This window comes from Deinococcus radiodurans R1 = ATCC 13939 = DSM 20539, from assembly GCF_000008565.1.
GTDB lineage: Bacteria > Deinococcota > Deinococci > Deinococcales > Deinococcaceae > Deinococcus > Deinococcus radiodurans.
This window is the reverse complement of sequence record NC_001263.1, coordinates 378,108-404,532: the sequence shown is the minus strand read 5'-3', so window position 1 is coordinate 404,532 and position 26,425 is coordinate 378,108. Positions and strand designations below refer to the sequence as shown.

The following is a 26,425-nucleotide window of genomic DNA, read 5'->3' as shown; positions in this document are numbered from 1 at the left end:
AAGAACCGTATGAGAAGGTGCGGCGCCTGCAACGCGAAATCAGAACCTACGATGAGGAGCAGCTCAAGCAGGTGCGCGAGGAGCTGACCACCTACGACCTGATGACGCGCAACGCCCTGCTGCAAACGGCCCACGACCTGCGCGCCAAGGTGGAGCAGGAGGCGGTGCCCGAAGGCGAGCAGGCGACCACCTATCTCAAGGCCGTGGTGGACGACCGCCGCCACGAGCTGAGCGTCTTTTTGCCCGCCACCCAGGCAAGCGCGGCCCTCGAAAATGTACGCCGGCACCTCGTCAACCAGATTCTGTCTATCGGCGGCAAGGCCAAGAAGCTGGAAACCGAGCGCTGCGCCGCCGAGCGCCACCTCAAGCGGCCCACCGTGGAAGTCGTGCAGCGCGAGCACGACGCCCACCTGCGCCGGCTGCGGCAGTGGCAGGAGGTGCAAAGCCGCTTCCAGACGTGGCACACCTACGAGCAGGCGTATGCGCGCTGGCCCGACCTCGCCGCCGCGTTCGACAGCGGCCCCACTGAGGCGGCCACCCGCGTGGCGACCGAGCTCCACAAGCGCACCCTCGCAACCATGCAGGAACAGGACCGGTGGCGCGAGTTTCTGCGTCAGGCCACCGAGCAGGAGCACCAGCGCCAGCTCACGCCCCCGGAGGACGACCTGCCGGAAGACGACCTGGAAGAGGACACCTGGGCGGCAGCTGAGAGCAGCGAACCGTCCGGCAGTCTGTTCTCGCGGCTGGGCCACACACTGAGCCGCTTGATGGCCCCTCCCGGCCCCGACGAGGTGCCTTCCGCCGCGACAGCTCCCAGGGAAACTGACGGCTGGGACGATGTGCAGCCTCAGATCGCGCCCGACCCGCGCAGCACCGTGCCCGGCCTCTGGGACGACGCCGACGACCTGACGCCTGTCTCACCTGTGGCCCCGGCTCGCCCGGCCCCGTCGCCCCCGGTCTACGACGCTGCCGCCGTGCCCGCGCTCGACATCGATTTCAGCGCCGCGCCCCGCCGCAGTCGGACACCAGCGGAACAGATGCCCGACCCCTTCGCCCGAGCGGCCCGCGTTCGCAGCGCTCGCCGCACCACGACTCCGCTGGTGCCCGTGCCCCAACAATTGGACGCCGCAGAGATGCCTGCCCCGCGCCCGGCCCGCACCCCACCGGGCCGACCCGCGACGGCGGGCAACGTGGCCCCGCCCAGCGCTCCCCGCACGGCCCGGCCTCCCTCCCCCACCCTGGCTGACTTCGACCTCTGGGACGATGAGGAAGACATGCCCTTCGGCCCCCCGGCGACGCCTGCGCCCGCAGCGGCCAGCGTGCCTCAGATGGTGCCGACACCACGCGCAGCGGCCCGGCCCACCCCGCGCCCAGTATCGAGTCCAGGGCCGAGCCCAGTGCCGGTCAGCCCCGCCTCCGCGTCGGTGAGCCACGCCGCGCCCTGGGAAGAACCCGCTGCTGGGCGCCCCGCTCCGGCCCCCAGTGGGGTCAGCCGCCGGGGCGCCACCCGCCTCGCGCTGCCGAGCGAGCAGCTCCTCGACCCGCTGCCCAACGGGGCGCGCAACACCGTGCAGATGGACCTCGACGCCGAGCGGCGCGGCGACATGATCAACGAGACGCTGCGGCAGTTCGGCCTTCAGGCGAAGGTGGTGGACCTCGCCCGTGGGCCCACCGTGACCCGCTACGAGATCGAGCCCGCGCCCGGCGAGAAGATCAGCCGCATCGCCAGCCTCTCCAACGACCTCGCCCGCGCTCTGGCGGTAGGTGGCGTGCGTGTGGAGGCTCCGGTGCCGGGCAAGAGTGTGATCGGCCTCGAAGTGCCCAATGCCGAGCGCGAACCCGTCACCTTCCATCAGGCGACAGCCAATCCAGCCTTCAAGAACACCCGCGCCAAGCTGCCGATCATCCTCGGCAAAAGCATCGATGGCTCGATGATGGTGGGCGACCTCGCCAAGATGCCGCACCTGCTGGTCGCCGGCTCGACCGGCTCGGGCAAGTCGGTGTGCGTCAACACCCTCATCACCTCGCTGCTCTACCGCTACCTGCCGACCGAACTGCGCTTCGTCATGATCGACCCCAAAATGGTCGAACTCACGCCCTACGACGGCATTCCCCACCTCGTGCGCCCAGTGGTGACCAACCCGGCAGACGCGGCGGGGGTGCTGCTCGGCGCGGTGGCCCACATGGAACGGCGCTACAAGATGATGAGTCAGGTCGGCGCCAAGAACCTCGAACAGTTCAACGCCAAGATGCGCGCGGTGGGCGAGGTTGAGCTGCCGCACCTCGTCATCATCATCGACGAACTTGCCGACCTGATGATCACCAGCCCCAAGGAAGTCGAGTCGGCGATCATGCGCCTGGCGCAGATGGCGCGCGCCACCGGGATGCATCTGATTCTGGCGACGCAGCGGCCCAGCGTGGACATCCTGACCAGCCTCATCAAGGTGAACATTCCTGCGCGCATCGCCTTCGCGGTCAGCAGCAGCCACGACTCGCGCACCATTCTCGACACCACGGGCGCCGAGCGGCTGACCGGCATGGGTGACATGCTGTTTTATCAGCCGGGGCTGGTCAAGCCGCTGCGCTTGCAGGGGCCGTACATCAGCGAGGCCGAGTCCGCCCGCATCACCGACGAACTGCGCCGGATGATGTTCGACGACGACTTTATCGAAGCCTACGGCGCCGACTTCGAGGGCATGATTTCCAGCTCCGGCCCTGGTGGGGACCGCTCGCAGCTCGATTTCAGCGACCCGCTGCTGCGGCAGGCCGCGCTGGTGTGCATTGAGGAAGGCCAGGGCAGCGTCTCGCGCCTCCAGCGCCGGCTCTCGGTGGGCCACGCCCGCGCCGGCAAGCTGATGGACCTGCTCGAAGCGATGAACATCGTGGGGCCGCACCAGGGCAGCAAGCCGCGCGAGGTGCTGATCCACGAGGCCGATTTGCCCGAGTATTTCGGCAAATAGGGCGACTGTGGCCGCTCGGCAAAGGCGGGGCGGGAGAGCCGAGAACCTTTTCCCCGCAAACAAACAGAATTACTGAAAGGTACAAGTGTTGCAATTTGGCCCGGTGTGGTGTCAATTGTGAGGCGGATTTCCCAAGCTCAATCCAGAGGTGAACTCATGAAGAAGAGACTCGGCCTGATGACCCTGAGCCTGCTGCTCGTTTCTCCCGCCCTGGCCGGTGGCGCCGGCAAGCCTGCCGCCAAACCCGCTGCGAGCTGCAAGAGCATTGCGGCCATCGTCAAGAGCGACCCGCAGTTCAGCACCCTCGCCACCGCGCTCGAAGCCGCCGACCTGACCGGCGAACTCGCGGGCAGCGGCAGCTACACGCTCTTTGCGCCGACCAACGCGGCCTTTGCCAAGGTCCCGAGCGACAAGCTCGCCGCGCTGCTCGGCGACCCCGAGACCCTCAGCGACGTGCTCGCCTACCACGTGGTCGGCGAGAAGGCCAACGCCTCTGATCTGCGCGGCGCCAGTGCCGGCACCACCGAGCAGGGCGCAGACGTGACGATCAAGGTCTCGGGCAACCAGATCATGATCAACGACGCCCGCGTGGTCAAGGCCGACATCCAGGCCTGCAACGGCGTGGTGCACGCCATTGACACCGTGCTGATGCCCCCCATGGACACCGCTGCTGCGCCCGCACCTGCTGCCCCTGCACCTGCTGCGCCGGCCCAGCCCGCCCCGGCTCCGGTGGCGTCCACCTCGGCGCCCGCTGCCATCGACATTCGCAGCATTCCCGCCCTGCCCCTGAGCGGCGCGGTGACGGTGAGCACGCCGACCTCTGCCACGACCACCACGGAGACGAGCACGACGGACACCGACACCGGCATGACCGACGACACGGCGACGGACGACACCACCGATACGACCGACACCGCCGAAGTCAGCAGCAACACGCTGTACGACGTGCTGGTGGCCGACGACCGCTTCAGCACCCTGCGCGACCTGCTGAGCGACGCGGGCCTGACCGACATGCTGATGACCGGCGACTACACCCTCTTCGCCCCCACCGACGAAGCCTTCGCCGCGCTGCCTGAAGGCGAACTCGCGGCCATTGCCGGCGACCCCGAAGCCCTGCTCTCGCTGCTGCGCTTCCACGTGGTCCAGGGCCGCCTGACCAGCGAGCAGGTGCAGGCCGGCAACCTTCAGACCGTGGCCGGCTCCCCGCTGACCATCAGCGCCGAGCTGTCGCCCGCCATCGAGTCGAGCACCGGCCTGATCTACCCCGTGGACGCCGTGCTGCTGCCCGAAGGCTTCACCGTTCCGGCGGCGCCCGCTGACGACACCACCAGCGCCGCTCCTGTGACGAACACGGCCGACACGGCGGCTGCGGCCCCTGTGACCAACACCGCAGCGACGACCACCACAACCACTGACGCGGCGGCGCCCGTGACGAACACCGCCACCACGACGACCTCGGCCACGACCACCGTGACCACCACCACGACCAATGCGGCTCCTGCCCAGGCCACCCCCGGCACGGCGCAGGGCGGCGCCATTGCGGGCGGCAACCTGACCTCGCCCCCCGCCAACGTGGCCGCCGTGCTGACCGACGCCCGTTTCAGCACTGTCCGCGACCTGCTGACCCAGGCCGGCCTGCTCGACACCCTGGGCAGCGGCACCTACACCATCTTCCTGCCCACCAACGACGCGTTCGCCAAGCTCGACCCGGCCAAGTTGAACGCCGTGAAGGCCGACCCCGCCCTGCTCAAGCAGGTGCTGAGCTATCACGTGGTGTCGGGCCAGCTCAACGCCGCTGGGCTGACCGCCTCCCCGCTGACCACCCTGGCCGGCAGCCCCATCACCGTCACCAACGGTGCGAGCGGCCTGAGCTTCGGCGGCATGGGCATGGCGCTCGACGGCGGCACCCCCATCACCGCCGGCACCAGCACCGTCTACGTGATCGACACCGTGCTGCTGCCCCCCAGCCTGCGCTGAGTCTTTTCTACCGAAGCCCCCTTCCAGTGATGGGAGGGGGTTTTTCGCGTGCTGCTTTTGGTGGATGCCGGCGCCGGGGCGCGGGTGATACTTCTAGGTCATGCCCCTGCTGCTCGCCGTCCTCCGCTTTGTTGGCGGGCTGGTTCTCGTTCTGGGACTGGCCCTCACGCTTGTTGTGACGGCAGATGACGTGGGCGGCTGGCAAACCTGGCTTTTTCGCGCTGGGCACCGTATTGCCTATGTGGAGGACCAGAACGCGGGGACACGAACGGTGGCCTTCCTCCTGCGGCCCAAGGAGGACGTGACCCGCGCCGTCCAGGCCTGCGCCCACTCCTTCGACAAAATGCTGCTGCAAGACGGTACGTTCGTTCACTGCGTCGCCTACGACTCGGCCCAGGCCGCGCAGCAGTCGCGTCAGCGGCCTCAGCTCATCTGCGAGCGGGGCCGCGCCATTCAGATGCCTTACGGCTCGGCTCGGGACGCGACCATCGTGCTCAACCGGCAGCAGCAGTGTGCCGTGCAGCTGACGTATTTGCCGGAGTACGTGCGGGAATACAGCCGTTAGGAGGTTTGGTCGGCCCCTACCCTTGGCAGGCCCTCTCTGCGGGGCAGCTCTGCGAGTCCCACCAGGGGAAAGGGTCCAAAACACGCAAGAGCCACCCTCTCAAGCCGGCGAAACCCGAATCCGCGTGTTGTGAAAGGTGCTTCCCCCGCCCAGGTCGGTCAGCGTCTGGGCGGTCAATTCGTTGATGCTGCGGCCATCGGGTGCCGTGAGGCCCCACCACGTGCCCTCCACCACCGCCACGCCGGGCTGCGCGGCGTCCGTGACCTTGACCCGGCGCCGAACCTCGCCCTGCTCGCTGGTCAGGCGGGCGTACTCGCCGTCTTGCACGCCGGAGGCCGCCGCGTCGGCGGGGCACAGCAATACCTGCGGCTCGCCTCCCTCGGCGCGGTTGAGGTTACCCAGGTTGCCGTAGGTGGAGTTGAGAAAGTGGTGCGCGGGCGGCGTGAGCAGACGCAGGGGAAAGTCGGCGTTCAGTTCGGCCTGCACCGGCACGAAGCGCGGCGCGGGCGCGAGCTGCACCTTGCCGCTCGGCGTCTCGGCTCCGTACGCGTAGGGCAGGAAGCCGTCAGGAACATTGAGCCGAACGGTGCCTTCCGCCTTCAGCCGCTCGGGGGTGAGGCCGTCCAGAAAGGGATGGTCGGTGTCCAGCAGCTCGGCCATCAGGTCGTCAGCGGTCCAGTACACGCTCGGTTCCTCCACCCCCAGGCGGCGGGCAAGCTCGGCAAACACCCAGGAATTGGGGCGGCACTCGCCGGGGGGCGTCAGCTCGGCGGGGTTGTAGCCCAGCCAGAAGTGGCCGTAACTGGTGTAAAGGTCCGGCGACTCCATGAAAGTCGTCGCGGGGAGGACATAATCCGCCAGCCGGGCCGACTCGGTCATCGCCTGTTCGAGCACCACCACCAGCAGGTCGTCGCGCCGCATCCCAGCCCGCACGCGGCCCGAGTCGGGCGAGACCACCGCCGGGTTGCAGTTGTAGACGAACAGGGCGCCGAAGCCCACCGCCGGGTCGAGTGCGTTCGCCAGTTCGTTCATGTTGACGCGGGGCGCTTCCGGTCTGGTCACGTGCGCTGCCCCCAGCCGCCGGCGGTTGAGCTTGAAGGTGCCGCTCGTGCTCATGACGCAGCCGCCGCCCCGGTAGCGCCAGTCGCCGGTGAGCGCCGGCAGCAGCGTGACCGCCCGCAGCGCGGTGGCGCCGTTCTCGTAGCGGGTCATGCCGTAGCCCACGCGGATGTAGGTGGGCCGGGTCGTCCCGATGAGGCGGGCGAAGTCGCGCACCTCGTCTGCCGTCAACCCCGTCACCTCGGCGGTGCGCTGCGGGCTCCACTCCTCGGCGGCGGCCCGCAGGTCGTCCACGCCCTCGGTGGCCTGCGCGAGGTACTCGGCGTCAGTCCAGCCGTTCACGAACAGTTCGCGCATGACCCCCAGCGCCAGCGCCGCGTCGGTGCCGGGCCTGATTTTGAGGTGCTCGTCGGCAAAGGCCGCCGTGCGGTTGCGGTAAGGGTCCACGCAGACGACCCGCGCGCCGTTTTTGCGAGCCGCCGTGATTTGCGGGGTCAGGTGCGAGTGGGTGGACAGACTGTTGATGCCCCACAGCACGATCAGGCGGGCGTGCGGTACGTCCAGCGGATCTACTGCCAGCCGGGTGCCGTAGCCGACTTCCCAGGCCGCTGTGCCCGCCGACGCGCAGATGGTTTCTTCGAGTTCCGCCGCCCCCAGCGCGCGCCACAGCGCGTGGACGTGCGAGCCTTCCAGCAGGCCCATGTTGCCCGCGTAGTGGTAAGGCAGGATGCTCTGCGGCCCGCGCTCGGCGATAAGTTGCCGCAGCCGCCCGGCGATGTCGTCCAGCGCCTCGTCCCAGGTCACGCGCTCCCACTGCGGCTCGGGGTCGGTCTTGGGGTTCACGCGCCGCAGGGGGTACAGGGGCCGCTCGGGGTGGTTTTGCCGCGCCGGGTAGTGGACCGTCTTGGCACAGGCAAAGCCGCGCGTATAGGGGTGAGCCGGGTCGCCGGTCAGCTTGACGGCCTTCTCGCTGCCGTCCGGCTGCCGCTCGATGGTGATTTTGAGGCGGCAGGCATCGGGACAGTCAAGGGGACAGGTGAGCAACACATCGCGGGTGGCGGTCATGGGGGGAGGATAGGGCGGCGGGGCCGGGACGGTGGGCCACAGCTCTGCATCTCGGGGCCACTCAATCAAGCCACTCAGCCAAAAGGTGGACGCCGGACCCGCACTTCTCCGTCACACTGTGGCATGACCCTTCCTCTGATGCTGCTCACCCTGCTGCTCGGCGGCGGACCGGGCGCCCCTGCCCCGTCCCAGGTTGCCGCGTCTCATTCCGCTCCGTCCCCATCTGCTCCGGCTCAAGCTGCCCCGGCCATCACCACGCCTGCGCCGCAGCAGGACACGGAAGTGGCAACGCTGCGGGCGAAGTACGCCGGGCAAGACGTGTGGGTCTATGGGGGCGGGCCGCTGCACTGTTCGTTGGAAAGTTCGCAGGCGAGCGTGACCCTTTCCGTCCCATACACGGGAACAGTCCGGGTGCTCAACGTTGAGCGTCTCAAGGGGACTTTTCCGGTGGCTCTCGTCAAAAGCAGTGGCGTCATGCCCGCTCAGCCGGTGAACAACCCTCTGCGCCTGCGCCTCAGATTGCCCAAAGATTTCCGTGTGCAATCGTTAAGCTACAGCGGAACAAAGGAAGTGACGCTGAAAGATGCCTACACCTGTCGGGAAGTCACTGAAACGTATGTGGACGGGGCCGACCTGGAAAAGAATTTTAGCCTTATACCGCCCGACGCCGCTACAAAAAAGGCCCTCGCGCCTTTCCAGAATCCCAACAACTCCGCCAGCATCCTCGGCCTGACGCATACGCAGGTGCTGTGGCTGCGCGGTATCCCAGAAAGTCCAGCAGGCGACCTGAAAACGCTGCTCAGCGCCCCGGTTTGGCTGTGGAACGGCCTGCCTGGACGCGGCGACAACGTGCTGCACTTTAAGAATGACCGCGTGGTAAGAGAAGAAGTTCCATCAATGGGGCCCTGATTTACCCCGCCTCTGCCCGCCGCTGCCGCCGCCCGACCACGGTGCTCAGTCCTGCCACCGCCAGCAGCGCCAGCGCACACAGGCCCACCACCGCCCGCCAGCCGCCCGCGTCGTAGGTGAGGCCCGCCGCCACGCTCGCCGCCGCCGCGCCCGCGTAGTAGGTCATGTTGTACAGGCCCCCGGCCAGGCTGCGGCCCCCCTGCACGCTCTGCTGCACCGCGCTCTGCGCCGCCGCCTGAGCGATAAAGATGCCCGAGGACGCGGCGGCCAGCCCCAGGACGATGACCGGCAGCGCCGTCGACAGCGTGAGCGCCAGCCCCAGCAGGCTCAGCCCCGAAGCCACGACGAGCGTGCGGGCCGTGCCGAGCCGAGCCGCGAGCGGGGCCGACGCGGGCGTGACCACCACCCCGAGCAGGTACACGGTAAACACGGCGCCGAGCGGCCCGCTGCCCAGCGAGTACGGCGCGGCGGCGAGGCGAAAAGTGACGGTGTTGAAGACCGACACCAGCACGAACAGAATCAGGAAACCCACCACGCAGACGGTCAGCAGGCGGGGGTTGCGCAGGTGTTCGCGCAGCGTCCGCATCGTCTCCTGGGCGTCCACGGCAGGGCGAAACCCGCCCGAGCGCGGCAGCCGCCACACCGCCCAGAACCCCAGCGCGTTGGTGACCATCAGCAGCCAGAACGCCGTGTGCCACTGCCCGCCGTGCGCGACCAGCCCGCTGGCAAAGCGGCCCAGGAATCCGCCGAGCACCGTGCCAGAGATGTAGGCGCTCATGTAACGGCCCAGGGTACCGGGGGGCGTTTCCTCGGCCAGATACGCGGTGATGGCGACGCTGACGAGCGGAATCAGCAGGCCCTGGGCAAAGCGGGCCACGTTCAGGGCAGTAAAACTGCTCGCGTACACCGCCCCCAGGCAGGGCAGCAGCAGCAGGGCGAAGGCCCACAGCATGACCCGGCGCCGCCCGAACGCGTCGGCGAGCAGCCCGGCGACCGGCGAAGCGAGCGCAATCGCCAGGGTGGTGCTCCCGATGGCGGTCCCCACCGTGGCGGTGCTGAGGCCAAATTCGCGCGCCAGCAGCGGCAACAGCGCCTGCGGCGTACACGTTCATCAGCAGCAGCGTGCCGATGGCCGCCCCCGCCAGCGGCCCGAAACGGGCAGGGACGGGCGGCGGCGCGGCGGTCATGGCAGCGAGCCTAGTCCTTTGGAGGTGTCTCCGGGGGGGGAACGTCTGTTCCCGGCTTACGCGCCGTGCCGCTCCTCCCACTCCGTCAGGAAATTCAGGCCGAATTCAAAGAAGGGCCGCCCCAGCGTTTCCGTGCCAAATTCTGCCGCACGCCCGGCCATCAGGCCCATGAACCACAGCGCACGGGCAGCGACAAAGTGGGGCAGAGCGGCGAGGTCGGCGTCCGTCAGCGGGCGGCGCTCGCGGTAGGCACCCAGAAACGCGTCCCAGAGCGGTTGAACTTCCTCCGCGCCTTGCCCCTGCGTGACCTGACTCCACCAGTACACCGCGAGGTCATAGGCACGGAAGCCGGGGCCAGCGCAGTCGAAGTCAAAGAGGCCGACCTCGTTCTCAGGCGTCAGCCGAGCGTTGGCTTCGTGCAGGTCGCCGTGACACGCGCCCCAGCTCAGCCCCGGCGCGAGGGCCGTCAGGCGGGCCTGGGTGCGCTCGGCAGCGGCCTCAAGCGGCGCGGCGAGGTCGGGAAACTCGGTCAGCAGCGGGCGCATCTGCCGCAGGGGCTCGGTGAGAAGATGATTCAAGTCGAGCGCCAAGCGGCCCGGCGCGGTGAAGGGGTCGGCGGCGTCATGCAGCCCGGCGGCACACTGCCCGTAGAGCGCGGCGTCTGCGGGTGTGTTCTCCAGAGCGCGGCCCGGCAGATATTCAAACATGGCGTAGGCGCGGGGGCCTTCGGCTGCGTCCAACACGCCGAACAAGGCTCCATCGGCCCGAGGAAGGGGCGACGAAACCCTCACCCCCCGACCCGCGAGGTGCTGGAGAAACGCCAGTTCCCAGCCCACCTCTGCCGGCGTGCGCCAGCCGCAGCGGTAGACGCGCAGGATGGTGCGCCGCTCGCCCGACTGAACGCGGGAAGTGTCGTTCAGCCCCCGCCGCAGCAAGGTCAGCGCCGGCTGCGTCAGGCCGTAGGTTTCGGATACCAGCCCGGCCAGGGCCGTAGGCGCCAGAACGGAATGCAGGGCAGGGAAAGACCGGGCAGAAAAAGACACAGCCGCAGTCTGCCTTTCCGGGCGCCGCCGCGCATCCGGCAAATGGCGCAGGCCGGGCCTCCCCTTCCAGCGGCCCGGCCTGCCCTCACCCGGAGGTGAGCGGTTACAGAGCTGTCCTCACGCCTCGCTCCTGAGTGCGGCTTGCCGCTCAGCCATCACCTTGCGCGCCAGAGGCTCGGGCACGTCCTGATAGCCGTGCGGTTTCACGCTAAACGCCCCCCGGTCGCCGGTCAGCGAGCGCAGGTCCGCCGAGTAGGTCTGCAGCTCGGCCTGCGGCACCACGGCGCGAATCACGATGACGGTGCCCTCGGGGTCCATGCCCTGCACTCGGGCACGGCGGGTCTGGAGGTCGCTGATGAGGTCGCCGGTCAGTTGCGCGGGGGCCCGGACGCTCAGCAGCACGACGGGTTCGAGCAGACCCGGTTTCGCGTCCTCCAGCGCTTTTTTCAGCGCGAGGCTGCCCGCCGTGCGAAAGGCGATGTCGGAGGAGTCCACGTCGTGATACGAGCCACCGAGCACCGTCACGTGCAGGTCTTGCAGGGGAAAGCCCGCCAGCGAGCCTTTTTGCAGGACGTCCTGAATGCCCTTTTCGATGCTCGGCAGGTATTTGGCGGGCACCGCGCCGCCCACCACCGCGCTGCGAAAGTTGTAGCCCTCGCCGGGTTCGATGCGGATGGTGCAGTCGCCGTACTGCCCGTGCCCGCCCGACTGTTTCTTGTGTTTGCCCTGACCCTCGGCCCTGGCGTGGATGGTTTCGCGGTAGGGAATCTGCGGGGGCGCCGTGTCCACACCCACCCCGAGCGCGGCGAGCTTTTCCACCGCGATTTTGGTGTGCATGTCGCCCATGCCCGACAGGAGCTGCTCGCCCGTTTGCGGCTCGCGGGCAAAGCGCAGGGTGGGGTCCTCGTCCAGCAGCCGGGCGAGTGCAGCGCCCAGCTTGTCCTCGTCCTGGCGGGTGCGCGGGCGCAGGGCGACGGTGTGCGCCGGGTCGGGCAGCCACAGCGGGTCGTACTCGATGGGATGCGCGGGGTCGGCGAGCGTGTCGCCGGTGTGCAGTTCGGGTAGCTTGGTCAGCACGCCGATGTCGCCGGCCCGCAGCTCGGGCACCTCGGTCAGTTCCTTGCCGTCAATGACGTAGAGGTGCGCGGGCCGCAGGTCCACGCCGCGCGTCGTGTTGCGCACGGTGTCGCCTGCCCGCAGGGTGCCGCTCCACACGCGGATATACGCTTCCTTGCCCACGAAGGGGTCCACGCTCAGCCGCCACACCCGGGCGCTGAAGGGCGCGTCGGCGCTCGGCTCGCGGGTCTGACCGTCCTGCCCGGTGGCCGGGCCGCGCTCCTCGGCACTCCTCAGGCCGCAGGCGAGCAGGTGCAGCAGCTCGGGCACGCCCACGCCGGTCAGGGCACTGACGGGAATCACCGGGTAGAGCGTTCCGGCGCGAATGGCGGCTTCGAGCGCGGTCCGCAGTTCGTCGTCGCTGACGTCGTCGCCGTCGAGATAGCGCGTCATCAGGGCGTCGTCGGTTTCCACGATGGCTTCGGTGAGGGCGTCACGGGCCTCCCGCAGTTCCGCGCGCATGGAGGTCGGTACCTCGACGCTGCTCTCTCCGCTCAGCACTTCGACGATGCCCCGGAAGTCCTCACCTTGACCGATGGGCAGAAATGTCGCGGCCACCGGGCCTTTCAAGCTGGCCCGCACGTCGGCGAGCATGGTGTAAAAGTCGGCGCGGTCGCGGTCCATCTTGTTCAGGGCAATCAGGCGCGGCATCCCGAAGCGGTCGGCAGTGGCCCACACCCGCTCGGTGCCGACCTCCACGCCGCTGACCGCGCTCACCACCACCAGCGCGGCGTCGGCGGCCCGCACCGCGCCGCGAATCTCGCGCACGAAGTCGGCGTACCCCGGTGTGTCGAGCAGGGTGATGTCCACGCCCTCACTGCACAGGCGCAGCACCGCCGTCTGAATGGAAAAGCCGTGTTCCTTTTCGGCGTCGGTAAAGTCGCTGCGGGCGGTGCCGTCTTCCACCCGCCCCGGACGTGAAATGGCCCCACTGGCGTGCAGCAGGGCTTCGGCAAGCGACGTTTTTCCGGCGCCGCTGTGGGCGGCGAGACTGACCGTGCGAGAAGGCATGAAACCACCGGACCTTTGGGGAAACACTGGCCGACATCGACCAGACCGGGGAACGGACGAAAAGACGCCGCGCAGCAGAGATGTTTGGGTGCCTGAAGTCTACACCCCCGGCCCCGGCTGACAAGCGGCTGAAGCGGTGAGTCGGGAAGCGAAGAAGGCATTCAAAGCCATCCTGAAAGCCCTGACCTTCGGCTGACCGTGCCCCCACGCGCCCCCGTTTTCCTAAGAAGCTACGTCCCCAATCGAACGGCTGTCAGAAGGTAAAACCCTCTCAGGCAGCCGCTCGAAACGACTCGCGGTCATATTCACCAGACTTTTACAGAGCCGGAGCTTTGGGCAAATTCTCAGAGGCTTCCCATGCCGGAGAGGCTGACTAGAGGAGCACGACAACGCAGAGCTGTGTAAGGGACGGACCCCCCGTTTCGCTGCTCCCCTCTGCCCACAGGAGACGTATGACCCGTGACCGCAATGACCGTTATGACAACAGCCGCGACGACCGCTTCGACCGCCAGGGACAGGGCCGGGGTGTGGGCCGTCCGGGCGACATGAACGACCGCTACGGCCACTACGACTACGGCAGCATGCCCATGGACCCCGCCAGCGGCATGCAGCAGGGTGGACAGCGTTACGGCCAAAGCTCTGGGCAGGGGTATGACCGCGACCAGCGCGACTACAGCGACCGTGGCTACGGCGGCGGTATGGGCAGCATGGGGATGGGCCGCTCCTACAGCGAAGACCAGGGCCGCTACCGCAGCATGGGCGGGCAGGATTATGGCCGTCAGGGCATGGGCCAGGACTACGGGCGTCAAGATTACGGACGCCAGGATTATGGTCGCCAGAGCTCAGGTATGGGTTCCTACGACGACCGCTCCGGCATGGGCTCGATGAGCTACGGTCAGCGCGGCATGGGCGGCGGTGGCTACGGTCAGAGCCAGAGCTACGGCAGCTACGGCGACGACAGCCGCTACGGCCAGGGCATGGGCAACCAGCGCGGCGGCATGGGTTCGGGCCGCGACGAATACAGCTACGGCCAGAGCAGCTACGGCATGGGCGGCCAGGGCTACAGCCAGCAGGGGTCGCAGGGCTACCAGGGCGGCGGTTATCAAGGCGGCCAGAGCTATCAGGGCGGCTACGGCTCGCAGGGCATGGGCCAGCAGGGCTACGGCGGCAGCATGGGCGGTCAGGGTATGGGGATGTCCGGCATGGGCCGCGACTACGCCAGCTCGACCAGCATGAGCATGGGCTCGATGGGCACCCAGGGCGGCTACGGCCAATCGTACGGGCAGTCTCAGTCGTATGGGCAGTCCGGCATGGGCTCCGGCCAGCAGCAGAGCTACCGTGGCAAGGGCCCAAAGGGCTACCAGCGCAGCGACGACCGCGTGAAGGAAGCTGTGAGTGACGCCCTCGAAGACGCCGACCACGTGGACGCCGAAAACATCGAAGTGCAGGTGCAGAATGGTGAAGTGACCCTGACCGGCACCGTGTCTGACCGTGGGCAGAAGCGCCGCGCCGAAGAGTGCGTGGAGCACCTGCGCGGCGTCAAGGACGTGCACAACCAACTGCGCGTGCAGCAAAGCCAGGGCCAGCAGGCTGGCATGAGCAGCTACGGCAGTCAGATGGCCCAGGGTGGTCAGAGCGGCATAGGATCGATGGGCATGGGCAGCCAGAGCGGCTCCAGCTCGTCCTCCAGCCAGAGCAGCAACCTCGGCCATGACGCCATGACCAGCGCCGGCAACGAGACCAGCAGCGACAGCAGCTCGACGGGCAGCGGAAGCAGCAGCGCCACCGGCAGCACGGGGGCGAGCAGCACCGGCAGCAGCACCTCGACGAGCAGCAGCACCCAGAAGTAATTCTCACTGAGTTTGAGCACCCGTCCCGGCAAGATCCGTTCCTGCCGGGGCGGTTTTTTATGCTCAGCGGCGCAGGCCGTGCAAAGACTCCTGAAGGGTTTGCCACTGCTCCAGGGTCAGCCCGAGAGCTTTTGCTTGTTCTTCCTCCGGCTGCTGGTTGGCGTCCTCTAGCCTGAGTTGATGCCGGGCGAGATGCTCCACATCCTTGTCGGTGGGACCCAGCGTCAAACCGGGGAGGTCAAAGCGCATGGCTCAGGGTAGACCGGAGAAACCGCGCCGCACCTCTGCCGCCTGGCCTAGACCACTTGACGGAATAAAGACCCCTCACCCCTGCCTTTGGCAGGCCCTCTGCTTCGCAGCTCTCCGAGTCTCCCCTTGGTAGAGGGTCAAACAACGCAAGGCCATTCTTTTGTCCAATGCTTTAGTCCAAAAGCAAAGAGGCCGGAGCCATTGCTCCAGCCTCCTCTTTTCTCTTTTTCTGCCGCTTATTCGAGCGTGACCAGATAGTCGTACAGGTCCGGCCCGCCGGGATGCACTTCGACTTCCACACTGGGCAGCACCTTTCCGATGCGCTCGGCGAGGGCGTCCAAGTCCTCGGGCGTCTTTTGCGGGCCGCCGAAGACCGTCACGATGTCCTGGCCGTCGTAGCCGCGCCCCAGCATCTCCAGCACGCTTTCTTCGGGAGTGCCGCCCGCCTGCACGAGTTCGTCGTCTTGCAAGCCTATGACGTCGCCCTCGGCAATCGCCAGGGTGCGGCCATCCTTGGTGGTGATGTTGGTGGTGCGGCTCGCCCGCGTGACTTCAAAGGTGGTCACGGCCTGCGCCGCCTCGGTCATGGTGTCCTTGAGTTCCTCGGCGCTCGTGTCCGGAGTAAAGGCGAGGGCCGCTCCCAGCCCCTGCCCGAGCGTGCGGGTGGGCACGACCACGGCGCGGCCTTCCATCAGTTCCATCGCTTTTTCAGCGGCCATCAGGACGTTTTTGTTGTTGGGCAGGATGACGACCTTCTCAGCACTCACCGAACGCACCGCGTCCACGATGTCCTGTACGCTCGGGTTGGCGGTCTGCCCGCCCGAGACGATGCGGGCCCCGAGCGCCCGGAACTGCTTGACCAGCCCGTAGCCGTTGGCGACGGCGACCAGCCCCGACGCCGGAATCTCTTCCTCGGCCCGCGCCGCTGCGCCCGTCATGCCCAGAATCTCGGTGTGCTGCTCGGACATGTCCTCAACCTTCGTCTTGAGCATCCGCCCATAGCGGCCCACGGTGGCGAGCAGCGCGTCGGGCTCGTTGGTGTGGATGTGGCCCTTGACGTAGCCCTCGGCGCCCACCACAAGCAGCGAGTCGCCGTAAGGACTGACGAGTTCACGGATTTCCTCGATGGGCCTCGTCGCCTCGCTCATCAGAAACTCGGTGCAAAAACCAAATTCCTCGTTCTCGAACTGCTGCTGCGCGTAGGACGTGATTTCGGGCGCGGCGGGCAGGTCGTCACCCCGCAGCGCGGCGAGCAGGCCCTGCACGATGTAGAGGTAGCCCTGGCCGCCCGAATCAATCACGCCCGCCTGCTTGAGTGCGGGAAGCATCTCGGGCGTCTGGTCGAGCAGTTTCTGGCCCTCGAACAGCGCGTTTTCCAGCACCATGTCGGCGCTGTCGGCCTTTTTCGCCGCGCCGTCGGCCACGCCCCGCGCGACGGTCAGGATGGTGCCTTCCACCGGCTTCATGACCGCGCCGTAGCCGCTTTTCTGGGCCGCCCGCAGCGCCTTGCCGAGTTGCGCGGCGTCCACCTCCCCGCAGTCACGGATGGCCTCGGCAAAGCCCTTGAGGAGCTGCGAGAGAATCACGCCCGAGTTGCCGCGCGCCCCGAGCAGCGCCCCGTAGCTGATGGCGCGGGCGACGGCGGGCATGGAGTGCTGGTCGGCGGTTTCCAGTTCGCGCCGCACCGACTGCATGGTCAGGTGCATGTTGGTGCCGGTGTCGCCGTCGGGCACCGGGTAGACGTTGAGCGCGTTGACCTGCTCGCGGTACACGCCGAGCCAGTCGGTGGCGGTGCGAAACATCCGGGCGAGGTCGGCGGGCTTCAGGGTCTTGACATGTTCGGGCGCCAGACCAGCAGACATCGGGGCGTCAGACACGTTGCACCCCCACCGCATGAACGCGCAGCGCGGCGAGGTCGATGCCCGCCTGGGTTTTGACGATGTGCTGCACCCGCTCGGTGATGTTCTCGGCCACGCGGGGGATATTCACGCCGTAGGCCGCCACGATGTAGAGGTCGGCGGTGAACTTGCCCCCGTCCTTGCCGATGACCACGCCGTCGGACACGTTGGCGCGCCCCAGCACCCGCGACAGCCCTTCCTTGAGGTTGGCGGGGGCCATGCCCACCACACCGGGAATCTCGTGGGCCGTCAGCCCGATGAGGGAGGCGAGCGCCGCCTCGGTAATTTGAATGCTTCCGCTCACAATGCAGCGAGTATACGCGGGGTCAGTCGCTCAGCCCGCGATGCCCGCGTCCGTGAGCTCGCCGTTTTCGTCCACCGAGCCGATAATGACGTGCCCGGCGAAGAGGTCGCCGTCGCTGTAGTACAGTTCCGCGCTGCCGTCCGCGTAAAGCATCACGTTGGTCAATGCGATTCGCTCCAGAACACTCTCCGGCGTGATGGGCTGACCATCTTCCTCGTCATCGTCCTCTGCGTCATCCTCGGGTTCACGCCAGTCCTCTGCCAGGTCGGTCAACTGCTCGGCCACCTGACGGCGCAGGCCGGGTTCGTCCCGCCGCAGCCGCAGAAAGGCGTCGCGGTAGACCGGGAGGCGGTCTTGCCCTGCTCCGTCTCCTTGTGCGCCGCTCAGCCACAAAGAAACCTCTGGCGTCCCGAAGGTGCCCTCCCACCCCTCCAACTGCTCGTCGTAGGTCAGGTTGCCCAGCACGTCGTCCCGGAAGTTCTGTGGCATGAACCATGCTACCGGGGGAGCCGCCCCTTCCGGCACTATCGTGGGCTATGGGACGGCGCGAACGCTTTGCACAGTACCAGTGGGCCGCGTGGCCTGACGAAACACTTGTCGAGGCGTCAGCGCACCTCTACATGCCTTATGTGCGGCGGGTCGAACAGGGTTTCCACGACGGCCCTGACCTCGTGGTGGAGCTGACCGGCGAATATTTTGCCGATGTGGCGGGGGCTGAGGCGCAATACACCGCTTGTGGGCACAACGAACCGGGCCTGGAGCGCACCCTGCGCCTGACCTGGCAAAGCCGCTGGGAGGAAGTGGACGGCGGGCTGAACGGAGGCGGCGTGACACTGCACCACTCCGAACGCATCTACGCGCTGGAGACTTATCCGGAGGAATATTCGGGGCCTTATGCCCACAGCTACTCGTGGAACTCGGAGGCGCCCGACTGCGGCAGCACTTTTCTGGAAGTGGTCAACGACCCCGACCCCTGGATCACCGAGATTCTGGAGGACAACCCCGATTACGGCGTCTTTCCGCTGGGAGGCCGCGCCGTTCAGGTTCATCCTGATAAATGGGAACAGGGCAAAAAGCTGGGCTGGGAAACGCCCACCGGCCGCTTTTACCCCCCGGCCTCCGGAGACCATGTGGAGAGCGGCGACTATTTCTGGACCGGCCCGAACCCACCGACACCGGAGGAGCGGGCCGAGATGGACCGTCAGGTCAAGCGCAACCGGGAGGCCCAGGCCGCCCTCGAACGCGCCCGCCCGCGCTACCGGCACCTGTTCATCTCCTCCAACTCGGTGATGGTGGAAGTCCTGTGCGAAGGGCTGCCGCGCTGGGAATGGGTGGAACTCCCTTAACGGCGGGGGCCACGGGACTAAACTGACCGCATGAGCTTCGACTCGCTGCCCGCCCTGCCGCTGGACCCTTTACCGGACGCTGCTCTGCCGACTGCGCCCCGGCGCCGCCAGACGGTGAGCGTGAACGTGGGGGGCGTGATGGTCGGCTCGGCGCACCCCATCGTCGTACAGAGCATGACCAACACCGACACCGCCAACGCCGAGGCCACCGCCATTCAGGTGGCGCAGCTCGCCCGCGCGGGCAGCGAAATCGTGCGCGTGACCGTCAACACCCGCGAGGCCGCCGCCGCTGTGCCGGAACTCGTGCAGAGGCTCGCCGACATCGGCGTGCATGTGCCCATCGTGGGCGACTTTCACTACAACGGCCACCTGCTGCTGCGCGAGTACCCCGAAACCGCGCGGCTGCTCGCCAAGTACCGCATCAACCCCGGCAACGTGGGCGCCGGGCAGCGCCACGACGAGAATTTCGCCACCATGATCGAGGTCGCCAAGGAGTTCGACAAACCCGTGCGGATTGGGGTGAACTGGGGCAGCCTCGACCAGCAAGTTCTGGCCCGGCTGATGGACGAGAACGCGGCGGCGGGGCATCCCAAATCGCCCACCGACGTGACCATCGACGCGATGATCGTCTCGGCGCTCGACTCGGCCCGCTTTGCTGAAGAACTCGGCCTCGGACACGACAAAATCCTGATTTCGGTCAAGGTGAGCAGCGCCCCCGAACTCTGGCAGGTCTACCGCCAGCTCGCGCCGCTGTGTGACTACCCGCTGCACCTCGGCCTGACCGAAGCGGGCATGGGCATGAAGGGCATCGTGGCGAGCAGCGTGGCGCTGGCACCGCTACTCACCGAGGGCATCGGCGACACCATCCGCGTGAGCCTCACGCCCGAGCCGGGGGCGCCGCGCAAGCTGGAAGTCGAGGTCGCGCAGCAGATTTTGCAGAGCCTCGGCCTGCGCCAGTTTCTCCCGCAGGTCACGAGCTGCCCCGGCTGCGGGCGTACCACATCGAGCTTTTTCCAGACGCTGGCGCAGAAGATTCAGGACTTCATCCGCGAGTCCATGCCCGAGTGGAAGGCCAAATACCCCGGCGTGGAGGACATGCAGGTCGCCGTGATGGGCTGCGTCGTCAACGGCCCCGGCGAGAGCAAGCACGCCAACATCGGCATTTCGCTGCCCGGCACCGGTGAGGACCCCCGCGCCCCGGTGTACCAGGACGGCAAGCTGCTGACGACGCTGAAGGGGCCGCGCATCGCCGAGGAGTTTCAGGAATTGCTGGAAAAATACGTGGAGGAGCGCTACGGGCAAGGAGTGGCACAGGGCTGATGGAGTGGGTCACGCCGCCGCTGAGCTCCGCCGCGTGGCCCGCTGCCCTGAACGCCGTGCTGGAGGCGTTGTGCGGGCTAGGCGTGGAGAGTGCCGAGCTGATGCACGGCTGGAGCTTCTCCGACTTCTCTGACACGCCGGAATTTGCGGCGATGGAATGGCAGACCGAGGAAGTCACGCTCGCTGCCCTGCCCGAACTGCTGCGGGAACGCGCCCGGCTGGGCTTTTGCCTGGGCCGGGACGACCTGTTTCTGACGCTGATCGGCGGCGCGGAACTCAAGCTGTGCCACGAAGGCGACCTGCATCTACGCGCGGAGGATGAATCATTCGCGGTGCATCTGGCGGGCTGTTTGGCGAAGCAGGGCATCAGCCTGACTCGCCGCGCTGGTGCCTGAGAAAGGGAGCGTCAGCCCAGGCTGCGGGCGCGTACTCTGTTCCCCATGAACCTCTGGGGCACCGGACCTTTCGACAACGACAGCGGCAAGGCGTTTATAGACGAAGTGTTGCAAGACGGCGACTACGCGCTCGCCGAGGCCTTCGACGTGGTGCTCGACGCCGACATGGACTTTATCGAGGCCGAGGAAGGCCAGCGCGCCCTCGCCGCCGCTGAGGTGCTGCGCTCGGTATTGACCGATGACACCTCGCGCATCGTGGACGCCGGGCTGCGCGACTGGGTGCAGAACGCCGACGTGGCTGCACTTGAGCCGCTGCGGACCTCGGCCTTTCATGCCCTGAAGCGCGTGCTGAGCAGCGAGAGCGAGTTGCCGGAGCTCTGGGAAGACGAGGCCGACGCGCAGGAGTGGCGCACCGACACCGAACATTTGCTCGCGGCCCTCGGCTGACCGGCACCTCCCCCTATCCGGGGGAGTGAAGGTGCCGTGAGAACTTTCCTCAGAGGCTTGAGTCGGGGCGTCAGGCTCACGTCACCCGCAGGGCACAAACTACGGGCATGAAAAAGCTCCTCACCCTCACCGCCCTGACCGCCACCCTCGCCGCGACCGCCAGCGCCGCCCCCGTTATCAGCGCCCAGAGCATCATCGTCAACCCGGTGCAGAACAACGTGAACGTGCGCGTGTGGACCAACAAGGACACCAGCGGCACCCGCACCCCCAGCTACTTCCCCGGTGAGCGCATCCAGATTTCGACCACCGTGGACCAGGACGCCTACGTCTACCTGTTCAACGTAGACCCCAACGGCCAGGTCGACATGATTCTGCCCAACCGCTATGCGGGCGGCGCGAACTACGTCAAGGCCAACACCACCAAGGTCTTCCCCGCCCCCGGCGCCGGTTTCACCTTCGACATCGCCGCGCCCTACGGCCTGAACAAGGTGCTCGCGCTCGCCAGCCGCACCCCGCTGAACATTGAGCAGCTCTCGCAGTTCAAGACCCAGCAGGGCAGCTTCCAGACCGGCATCCAGGGTCAGGGCCAGCTCGCCCAGGCGCTGAGCATCGTGGTCAACCCCGTCGCTCAGCCTATCCCCCAGAACAGCTGGGACTCGGCCACCGCGTTCTACAACGTCGCCCAGCGCCCCGTGAGCGCCCCCGCGCAGCCCACATACCCCTGGACCCAGGTTCGCGTGTGGCGCTCCTACACCCCCTACACCAGCGGCAGCAACGTGGTGACGGTCTACCAGGACTTCAACACCCAGCTGACCGACCAGGGCTACCGCCTCGTGAGCCGCAACCAGCGTGGCAACGAACTGAGCGCCACCTACCGCGGCAACAACGGCACCGCGCAGCTGTACATCCGTCTGGTCAACGGCCAGTTCGAAGTGCGCATCAACCGCTAAACCTGAGCTGAACCGAGCAAGCGGGGCCGGAGAATCAACTCTTCGGCCCCGCCTTTTTGTTTTGCTTTTACGCCCGCTCGCCTTCTCCATCCGCCCTTTGCTGGGTCAGCGGCGCGTAGGCCTCGGCACCTACGCTTAGCGGTGACGGTGCCCGCCCAGCGCGGACGGCGGCGGCTCCGGCGAGCGCAATCATGGCGCCGTTGTCGGTGTTCAGACCCTTGCCGGGAAAGACAACGTGTAGTCCCGTCTGCGCGAAAGCGTCCCGCAGGGCGCGGTTGGCTGCTACGCCGCCCGAGACGACCACCGTGCGGCGGCCCAGATGCTCGGTGGCCCGCACCGTCGTTTTCACCAGAAACTGCACGGCGGCCCGCTCGAAACTCGCGGCGAGGTCTTCGGGCTTCGCGCCGGCCTTATGCGCCAGCAGCGCCGCCGTCTTGAGGCCGCTGAAGCTGAAATCGAAGGCTTTCTGACCCTTGAGCGGTTCCTTGAAGGGCACGGCGTTGGGGTCGCCCTTCTTGGCCGCCTCGCTGATGGCCGGGCCGCCGGGGTAGCCCAGGCCGCACAGTCGCGCCACCTTGTCGAACGCTTCGCCCGCTGCGTCGTCCATGGTGGCGCCGACGAGTCGGTAGTCGCCCTCGTGGGGCACATCGAAGAGGTGGGTGTGCCCGCCCGAGACGACCAGCGCGAGGTAAGGTGCTTGCAACTGCTCCTCCGAGGCGGCAGCGAAGATGTGGCCCTCAAGGTGATGCGCCGCGTAAAACGGCACCCCGAGCGCCTGCGCGAGCCCCTTGCCGTACATCAGCCCGACGAGCAGGGCGCCGACCAGACCGGGACCAGCGGTGGCCGCCACCGCGTCAATGTCGGAGAGGGCCAGCCCCGCCTCGGCCAGCGCGTCGCCGAGGATGCTGTCGATGCGCTCCACATGCTCGCGGCTCGCCAGCTCGGGCATCACGCCGCCGTACTGCGCGTGAACGTCTGCGACCAGACGCGGTTGGCCCGCACCTTCACCCCGCCGCCCATTGGCCCAGCGCCGGGCAACAATTCCACGATGCCGACGCCGGTGTCGTCGCAGGAGGTGTCGATGCCGAGGATAAAACGCGTCATTCGGGCAGTGTACCCGCGTCCGCCGCGCCCGTCGGCAACGCCCGCACAGTGATGCGTTGGCCCTGGCGCAGGCGGTGGTAGGTCACGTCGGCCCTGGCGGTGACGGGGCAGCCGAGCGCATTAGCGGCGTCCTCGGCCACCGTCTGCACGAAAAATTCCATGTCGCGCACCACCGGATGCCCGATGAAAGCGTCCACGTAGGTGTCGAGGCTGAACAGTTCGAGCAGCCGCTCGCCGCCCGCGTAGCTCAGGGTGAGGGTACTGCCGGGTTTCGGATTCTGGGTCGCCGGGCAAAGTTCGGGCAGCGTCAGCACGTGCTCCACCGTCATGTCGAGCGCGGGGCGGGCGTTGGCGATGGTGCCGAGCAGGTGGGCGTTTTCACTGCTAAGACTGTCCGTCATGCGGCCTGCAAGTGACTGCGGCGCACCCGGAAGGCGAACAGGGCGGCAATTGCGTATTTGGCGAGAATGTCGGCAAAGATAATCTCGCTGATCTCGCGGCTGCTCATGTCGCCGTAAAAGGCGAGCAGGGTAAAGAGCACCGAGTCGAGCGGCACGCTCACAGCGTTGCTCGCCAGCACGCGGGTCCACCAGCTGCGGTGAATCAGGCGCTGGTATACGCCCGTATCGGCCAGCTCGCCCACCAGAATCGCCAGAAACGACGCCCCGACAAAGCGCAGCGGCGTCCCGAGCAGCAGCGCCGCCACCGTGTTGACCGCGAGCGCGAGGGCAATGGCGATGAGCACGGCGGGCACGCCCCCGGCGCGGTGAATGCGGTCGCGCAGGGTAAACACGGCGGCGAAAAAGATGGTGCCCACGCTCAGCAGCCCGAACACCGGCAGCTGGATGAACTTGTTCAGCGTGATGTTGGCGAGCAGGATGCTCAGCGCGTACAGCACGATCAAGACGGTCGGCGTCAGGGCGGACGGCCCAGGCCAGGAGCAGAAGCGGTCATACGTCCTCCTCGGCCACAGCGACAGAACAGGTCACGGGCCAGTGCGGCAGGATAGCGTCAGGGAGAAACAAAGAAGAAGCGGGAACTGGAAAAAAGCAGACGGCCCGCTGGGGAGCCGCCTGCCTGTGGGTGTTACCTGCCCGCCGTCAGGCTTACCAGAAGTTGCCGATGCGGAAGTGGAAGCGTCCGTTGGGCTTCTGGGCGTTCTGGCCGCTGTAGCCGTAGTCGAAGCGCAGGCTGGGGAGCTGCGCGCCGCCGAAGCCGAGGTTGAGCTGCACGCCCGCGCCGACGCCGTAAGCGCTGCGGAAGGCTTCGCCGCTGTTCCAGACGCCGCCGTAGTCGGCGAACAGCACGCCGTACAGACCCTGCGCCACGCCGCCGGAGAGGCCGAAGTCGTAGCGGTATTCCAGGCTGGAGGAGAAGTAGTTGGTGCCGAACAGTTGCCCATCTTCCAGGCCGCGCAGTTCGCGCGAGGCGAGCGGGTTGGAGCCGCCGATGAAGTAGCCGGTGCCGTCGGGGAAAGTCCCAGTGGTCGTGCCGGTGTTGGCACGGGCGGCGAGCACCTGCCTGTAGGTTTCCAGGCCGAAGGAGCGCTTGATGCGGCCACCGAAGCCGTAGTAACCGCTCACACCGATTTCGCCGTCGGTCCAGCTCAGCGGGGCGTCGCCGGCGCGGCCCACGTTGTAGCCCAGGGCGCCATAGGCCCGCACGCCGCGACCTGGGAAGTTCACGTTGTCGGTGTTGTCGTAGTTCAGGTTGCCGCTCAGGCGGGTGGTCAGGCTGGTCGCGGGCAGCAGAGCGGTGGCCGCTGCGTCGTCCAGGTTGCTCGTTTCACCTTCCTGCTTGGGTTCGAGGTAGCTGGTGCGGTTGTTGAAGGCCACGTTGGCGCTCGCCGTCAGGTTGGGGGTGATGTTGCGCCCCAGGCCCAGGCTAAAGCCGTTGGTGCGGGTGGTGTAGTCGCGCCCGGTGTCTTCCTTGTTGGCGTCGAGCAGGGCGATGTTGCCGCCCACGTCGCTGCCCACCCCGAAGCTGAGCGAAGTGCGGTTCTTGCGGAAGTCGGCAAAGTCGAGGTCGAGCCAGGGGATGGTGTAGTTCAGGCTGCCCACCCAGTTCTGCCCCGCCTGGTTCTGCACGGCGCCGAGCCGCACGCCGAAGCTGTGGCCCAAACCGAAGGCGTTGGAGTTGGTGTACGCCACGTCGCCGCTCCAGCCGCCCTGCAAGCTGTCGTAGCCCAGGCTGAGGTTGACCGGGATGCCCGTGCGACCTTCGCTCAGGGCAATCACGTAGGTGACGTTCTCGGGGTTCTGGGGGTCGCTCTTGACGCGCACGTCGTTGATGGTGACGTAGCCCAGCGCACTGACGCGACCCAGCGCGGCCTGCACGTCCTTGCTGTTGAAGGTCTGACCCGCCGCCGGCAGCTCGCGCAAAATCACGCGGTCCTTGGTGCGGTGCTGGCCTTGCCAGGCGAGTTCGTAGCCGGCGAGACGCACTTCGCGCAGGTTGTAGGTCAGCACGCCGTTCTGGAAGGTAATCGCGTCGCGGGTGCTGATTTCATAGCCGGCCTGGCGGTAGACGTTGCGCAGCGCCATGAAGTCGTCCTGCGCGAGCTGGGGCGAGTACACGTCGCCCGGCTTGGTCTTGATGGCGGCCTGAAGCTGGGCGGTGGGCACCTTGGTGTTGCCGACAAAAGCGATGCTCTTGACCGGGCCGCTTTCCACGTCGGCAGCGCCGAACAGCACCGTGACCTGCGAAGGGTTTTGCGGGTCGGCTTGCAGCGCGAAGCCCACCGGCTGCCCGGTCTGGTTGGCGAGGGCGCGCACGTCGGCCTGCAACTGCGCGAGCCGCAGCGGCTGGCCCGCCTTGGTTTGCAGTGCCGGGGTCTGGGCGAGGGTGCCGAGCGGCGACAGGTCCACGCTCGCCACGCGGCTTTCGATCACGCTGAGCTTGAGCACGCCGTTTTCCAGCGTGACGCTGCGCGGGTCGATGCCCGCCTGGAAGTACCCGGCCGCTTCGTAGGCCGCTTGCAGCGCGTCGGAGGCGGCAAAAAACGCCTGGGTGGTAAAGCGCTTGCTGGTTTGCAGGGGCCGGAAGATGTTTTGCACCGTCGCCTGGGGCAGCAGGGTGGCGCCCGTCACCTCGATGCGGCTGAGCGGCGCGGACTCGTCCACCACGAACGTCACGGTGGCGGTGCCGTCTTTATTGGTCTTGGTGTCGGCGCTGATGCTCGGCACGAAGGGAAAGCCTTCCTGGCGGTAGTTCTGTGCCAGAGCTTCCTTGGCCTGTTCCAGACGCTGGGTGTTGAGCACCGCGCCGGGGGCGATGTTGAGCAGCTCGGCCACGCTCTGCTTGAACGCGTCGGCGGGCAGGAAGGTCAGGCCCGTCGCCTGCACGTCCTTGATGACGGGGTTGGCGGTGACAGTGACGACCAGCGTGTCGCGCCCGCCCGTGGTCCGCAGTTCGGCGGTGGCCGTCTTGAAGTACCCGCTGGCGAGCACCTCCTGCTCGACCTGACGCAGGTTGACGCTCGAGAGCGCCGCGCCGGGCTGCACGGTCAGGGTAGTCTTGAGAAATTCAGACAGCAGGTCGGTGGTTCCGACCACGCTGATGTCCTGCACGGTGCCGGCCTGCTGGGCCAGCGCGGGTGCGGACGCGATCAGAACGGTGGTCACAGCAAACGTCAGGGGGTGTCGCATGTTTCTCCTAGTGTCGCACGGGC

General features: G+C 67.4%; 21 protein-coding genes and 1 pseudogene. 10 read left to right on the top strand and 12 right to left on the bottom strand.

Features of this window, described 5'->3' with window-relative positions:
* The first annotated feature begins 17 nt into the window (after positions 1–17).
* From DR_RS02065 to DR_RS02055, 3 genes are all read left to right on the top strand, one after another.
* The gene (locus DR_RS02065; RefSeq protein WP_010887045.1) at positions 18–2,960 is read left to right on the top strand and encodes a DNA translocase FtsK; all 2,943 of its coding nucleotides are present in this window, start codon (positions 18–20) and stop codon (positions 2,958–2,960) included.
* Between the two features lie 156 nt (positions 2,961–3,116).
* Positions 3,117–4,937 carry a fasciclin domain-containing protein gene (locus DR_RS02060; RefSeq protein ID WP_027479573.1) on the top strand — a complete coding sequence of 607 codons (1,821 nt, stop codon included), beginning with the start codon at positions 3,117–3,119 and terminating at the stop codon, positions 4,935–4,937.
* Positions 4,938–5,037: 100 nt separating this feature from the next.
* Positions 5,038–5,502 (top strand): hypothetical protein, encoded by a 465-nt coding sequence (locus tag DR_RS02055; RefSeq protein WP_010887043.1) that lies wholly within the window; start codon positions 5,038–5,040, stop codon positions 5,500–5,502.
* 99 nt (positions 5,503–5,601) lie between these two features.
* Here DR_RS02055 and DR_RS02050 read toward each other — a convergent pair whose 3' ends face one another.
* Positions 5,602–7,626: a molybdopterin oxidoreductase family protein gene (locus tag DR_RS02050; protein ID WP_027479574.1), complete on the bottom strand. Its 2,025-nt coding sequence runs from the start codon at positions 7,624–7,626 to the stop codon at positions 5,602–5,604.
* A gap of 123 nt (positions 7,627–7,749) precedes the next feature.
* Here DR_RS02050 and DR_RS02045 point away from each other — a divergent pair, with 123 nt between their 5' ends.
* On the top strand, positions 7,750–8,535 hold the full coding sequence (locus tag DR_RS02045) for a hypothetical protein (protein ID WP_010887041.1): 786 nt from the start codon (positions 7,750–7,752) through the stop codon (positions 8,533–8,535).
* A gap of 1 nt (position 8,536) precedes the next feature.
* Here DR_RS02045 and DR_RS02040 read toward each other — a convergent pair whose 3' ends face one another.
* From DR_RS02040 to DR_RS02030, 3 genes are all read right to left on the bottom strand, one after another.
* A complete protein-coding gene (locus DR_RS02040) occupies positions 8,537–9,622 on the bottom strand; it encodes an MFS transporter (RefSeq protein WP_010887040.1) in 1,086 nt (361 codons plus the stop codon).
* A gap of 156 nt (positions 9,623–9,778) precedes the next feature.
* On the bottom strand, positions 9,779–10,765 hold the full coding sequence (locus DR_RS02035; protein WP_051618773.1) for a phosphotransferase enzyme family protein: 987 nt from the start codon (positions 10,763–10,765) through the stop codon (positions 9,779–9,781).
* A 117-nt stretch (positions 10,766–10,882) separates the two neighbouring features.
* Positions 10,883–12,892: an elongation factor G gene (locus tag DR_RS02030; RefSeq protein ID WP_034349512.1), complete on the bottom strand. Its 2,010-nt coding sequence runs from the start codon at positions 12,890–12,892 to the stop codon at positions 10,883–10,885.
* A gap of 452 nt (positions 12,893–13,344) precedes the next feature.
* Here DR_RS02030 and DR_RS02025 point away from each other — a divergent pair, with 452 nt between their 5' ends.
* Positions 13,345–14,742, top strand: coding sequence for a BON domain-containing protein (locus DR_RS02025; RefSeq protein WP_010887037.1), 1,398 nt, complete (start codon positions 13,345–13,347; stop codon positions 14,740–14,742).
* 63 nt (positions 14,743–14,805) lie between these two features.
* Here the strand turns inward: DR_RS02025 and DR_RS02020 are convergent, their stop codons facing one another.
* The 4 genes from DR_RS02020 to DR_RS02005 form a co-directional block, all read right to left on the bottom strand.
* A complete protein-coding gene (locus tag DR_RS02020; RefSeq protein WP_010887036.1) occupies positions 14,806–14,991 on the bottom strand; it encodes a hypothetical protein in 186 nt (61 codons plus the stop codon).
* A 236-nt stretch (positions 14,992–15,227) separates the two neighbouring features.
* Positions 15,228–16,793, bottom strand: coding sequence for a DAK2 domain-containing protein (locus DR_RS02015; protein ID WP_034349557.1), 1,566 nt, complete (start codon positions 16,791–16,793; stop codon positions 15,228–15,230).
* A gap of 67 nt (positions 16,794–16,860) precedes the next feature.
* The gene (locus DR_RS02010; RefSeq protein ID WP_010887034.1) at positions 16,861–17,193 is read right to left on the bottom strand and encodes an Asp23/Gls24 family envelope stress response protein; all 333 of its coding nucleotides are present in this window, start codon (positions 17,191–17,193) and stop codon (positions 16,861–16,863) included.
* Between the two features lie 30 nt (positions 17,194–17,223).
* The gene (locus DR_RS02005) at positions 17,224–17,682 is read right to left on the bottom strand and encodes a DUF2262 domain-containing protein (RefSeq protein ID WP_027479577.1); all 459 of its coding nucleotides are present in this window, start codon (positions 17,680–17,682) and stop codon (positions 17,224–17,226) included.
* A 47-nt stretch (positions 17,683–17,729) separates the two neighbouring features.
* On the opposite strand from DR_RS02005, the gene DR_RS02000 reads away from it, so the two are divergent.
* The 5 genes from DR_RS02000 (at position 17,730) to DR_RS01980 (ending at position 21,651) form a co-directional block, all read left to right on the top strand.
* On the top strand, positions 17,730–18,539 hold the full coding sequence (locus DR_RS02000) for a hypothetical protein (protein ID WP_010887032.1): 810 nt from the start codon (positions 17,730–17,732) through the stop codon (positions 18,537–18,539).
* Positions 18,540–18,569: 30 nt separating this feature from the next.
* The gene (ispG, locus tag DR_RS01995) at positions 18,570–19,859 is read left to right on the top strand and encodes a flavodoxin-dependent (E)-4-hydroxy-3-methylbut-2-enyl-diphosphate synthase (RefSeq protein WP_010887031.1); all 1,290 of its coding nucleotides are present in this window, start codon (positions 18,570–18,572) and stop codon (positions 19,857–19,859) included.
* Positions 19,859–20,254, top strand: a complete 396-nt coding sequence (locus tag DR_RS01990; protein WP_010887030.1) for a hypothetical protein — start codon at positions 19,859–19,861, stop codon at positions 20,252–20,254. Before ispG ends, DR_RS01990 begins: the two co-directional genes overlap by 1 nt.
* Before the next feature lie 45 nt (positions 20,255–20,299).
* Complete coding sequence (locus tag DR_RS01985) at positions 20,300–20,701, top strand: DUF4259 domain-containing protein (protein WP_010887029.1); 402 nt, start codon at positions 20,300–20,302, stop codon at positions 20,699–20,701.
* A gap of 107 nt (positions 20,702–20,808) precedes the next feature.
* Positions 20,809–21,651: a DUF4384 domain-containing protein gene (locus DR_RS01980; RefSeq protein ID WP_010887028.1), complete on the top strand. Its 843-nt coding sequence runs from the start codon at positions 20,809–20,811 to the stop codon at positions 21,649–21,651.
* Positions 21,652–21,718: 67 nt separating this feature from the next.
* On the opposite strand, the pseudogene tsaD reads toward DR_RS01980, so the two are convergent.
* The 4 genes and pseudogenes from tsaD to DR_RS01960 form a co-directional block, all read right to left on the bottom strand.
* Positions 21,719–22,755 (bottom strand): annotated as a pseudogene (gene tsaD / locus DR_RS01975) (tRNA (adenosine(37)-N6)-threonylcarbamoyltransferase complex transferase subunit TsaD).
* On the bottom strand, positions 22,752–23,156 hold the full coding sequence (locus tag DR_RS01970) for a hypothetical protein (RefSeq protein ID WP_010887026.1): 405 nt from the start codon (positions 23,154–23,156) through the stop codon (positions 22,752–22,754). Before DR_RS01970 ends, tsaD begins: the two are co-directional and overlap by 4 nt.
* Positions 23,153–23,653, bottom strand: coding sequence for a VUT family protein (locus DR_RS01965; RefSeq protein WP_234944665.1), 501 nt, complete (start codon positions 23,651–23,653; stop codon positions 23,153–23,155). Before DR_RS01965 ends, DR_RS01970 begins: the two co-directional genes overlap by 4 nt.
* Positions 23,654–23,861: 208 nt before the next feature.
* Complete coding sequence (locus DR_RS01960) at positions 23,862–26,402, bottom strand: BamA/OMP85 family outer membrane protein (protein ID WP_010887024.1); 2,541 nt, start codon at positions 26,400–26,402, stop codon at positions 23,862–23,864.
* Between the last annotated feature and the right edge of the window lie 23 nt (positions 26,403–26,425).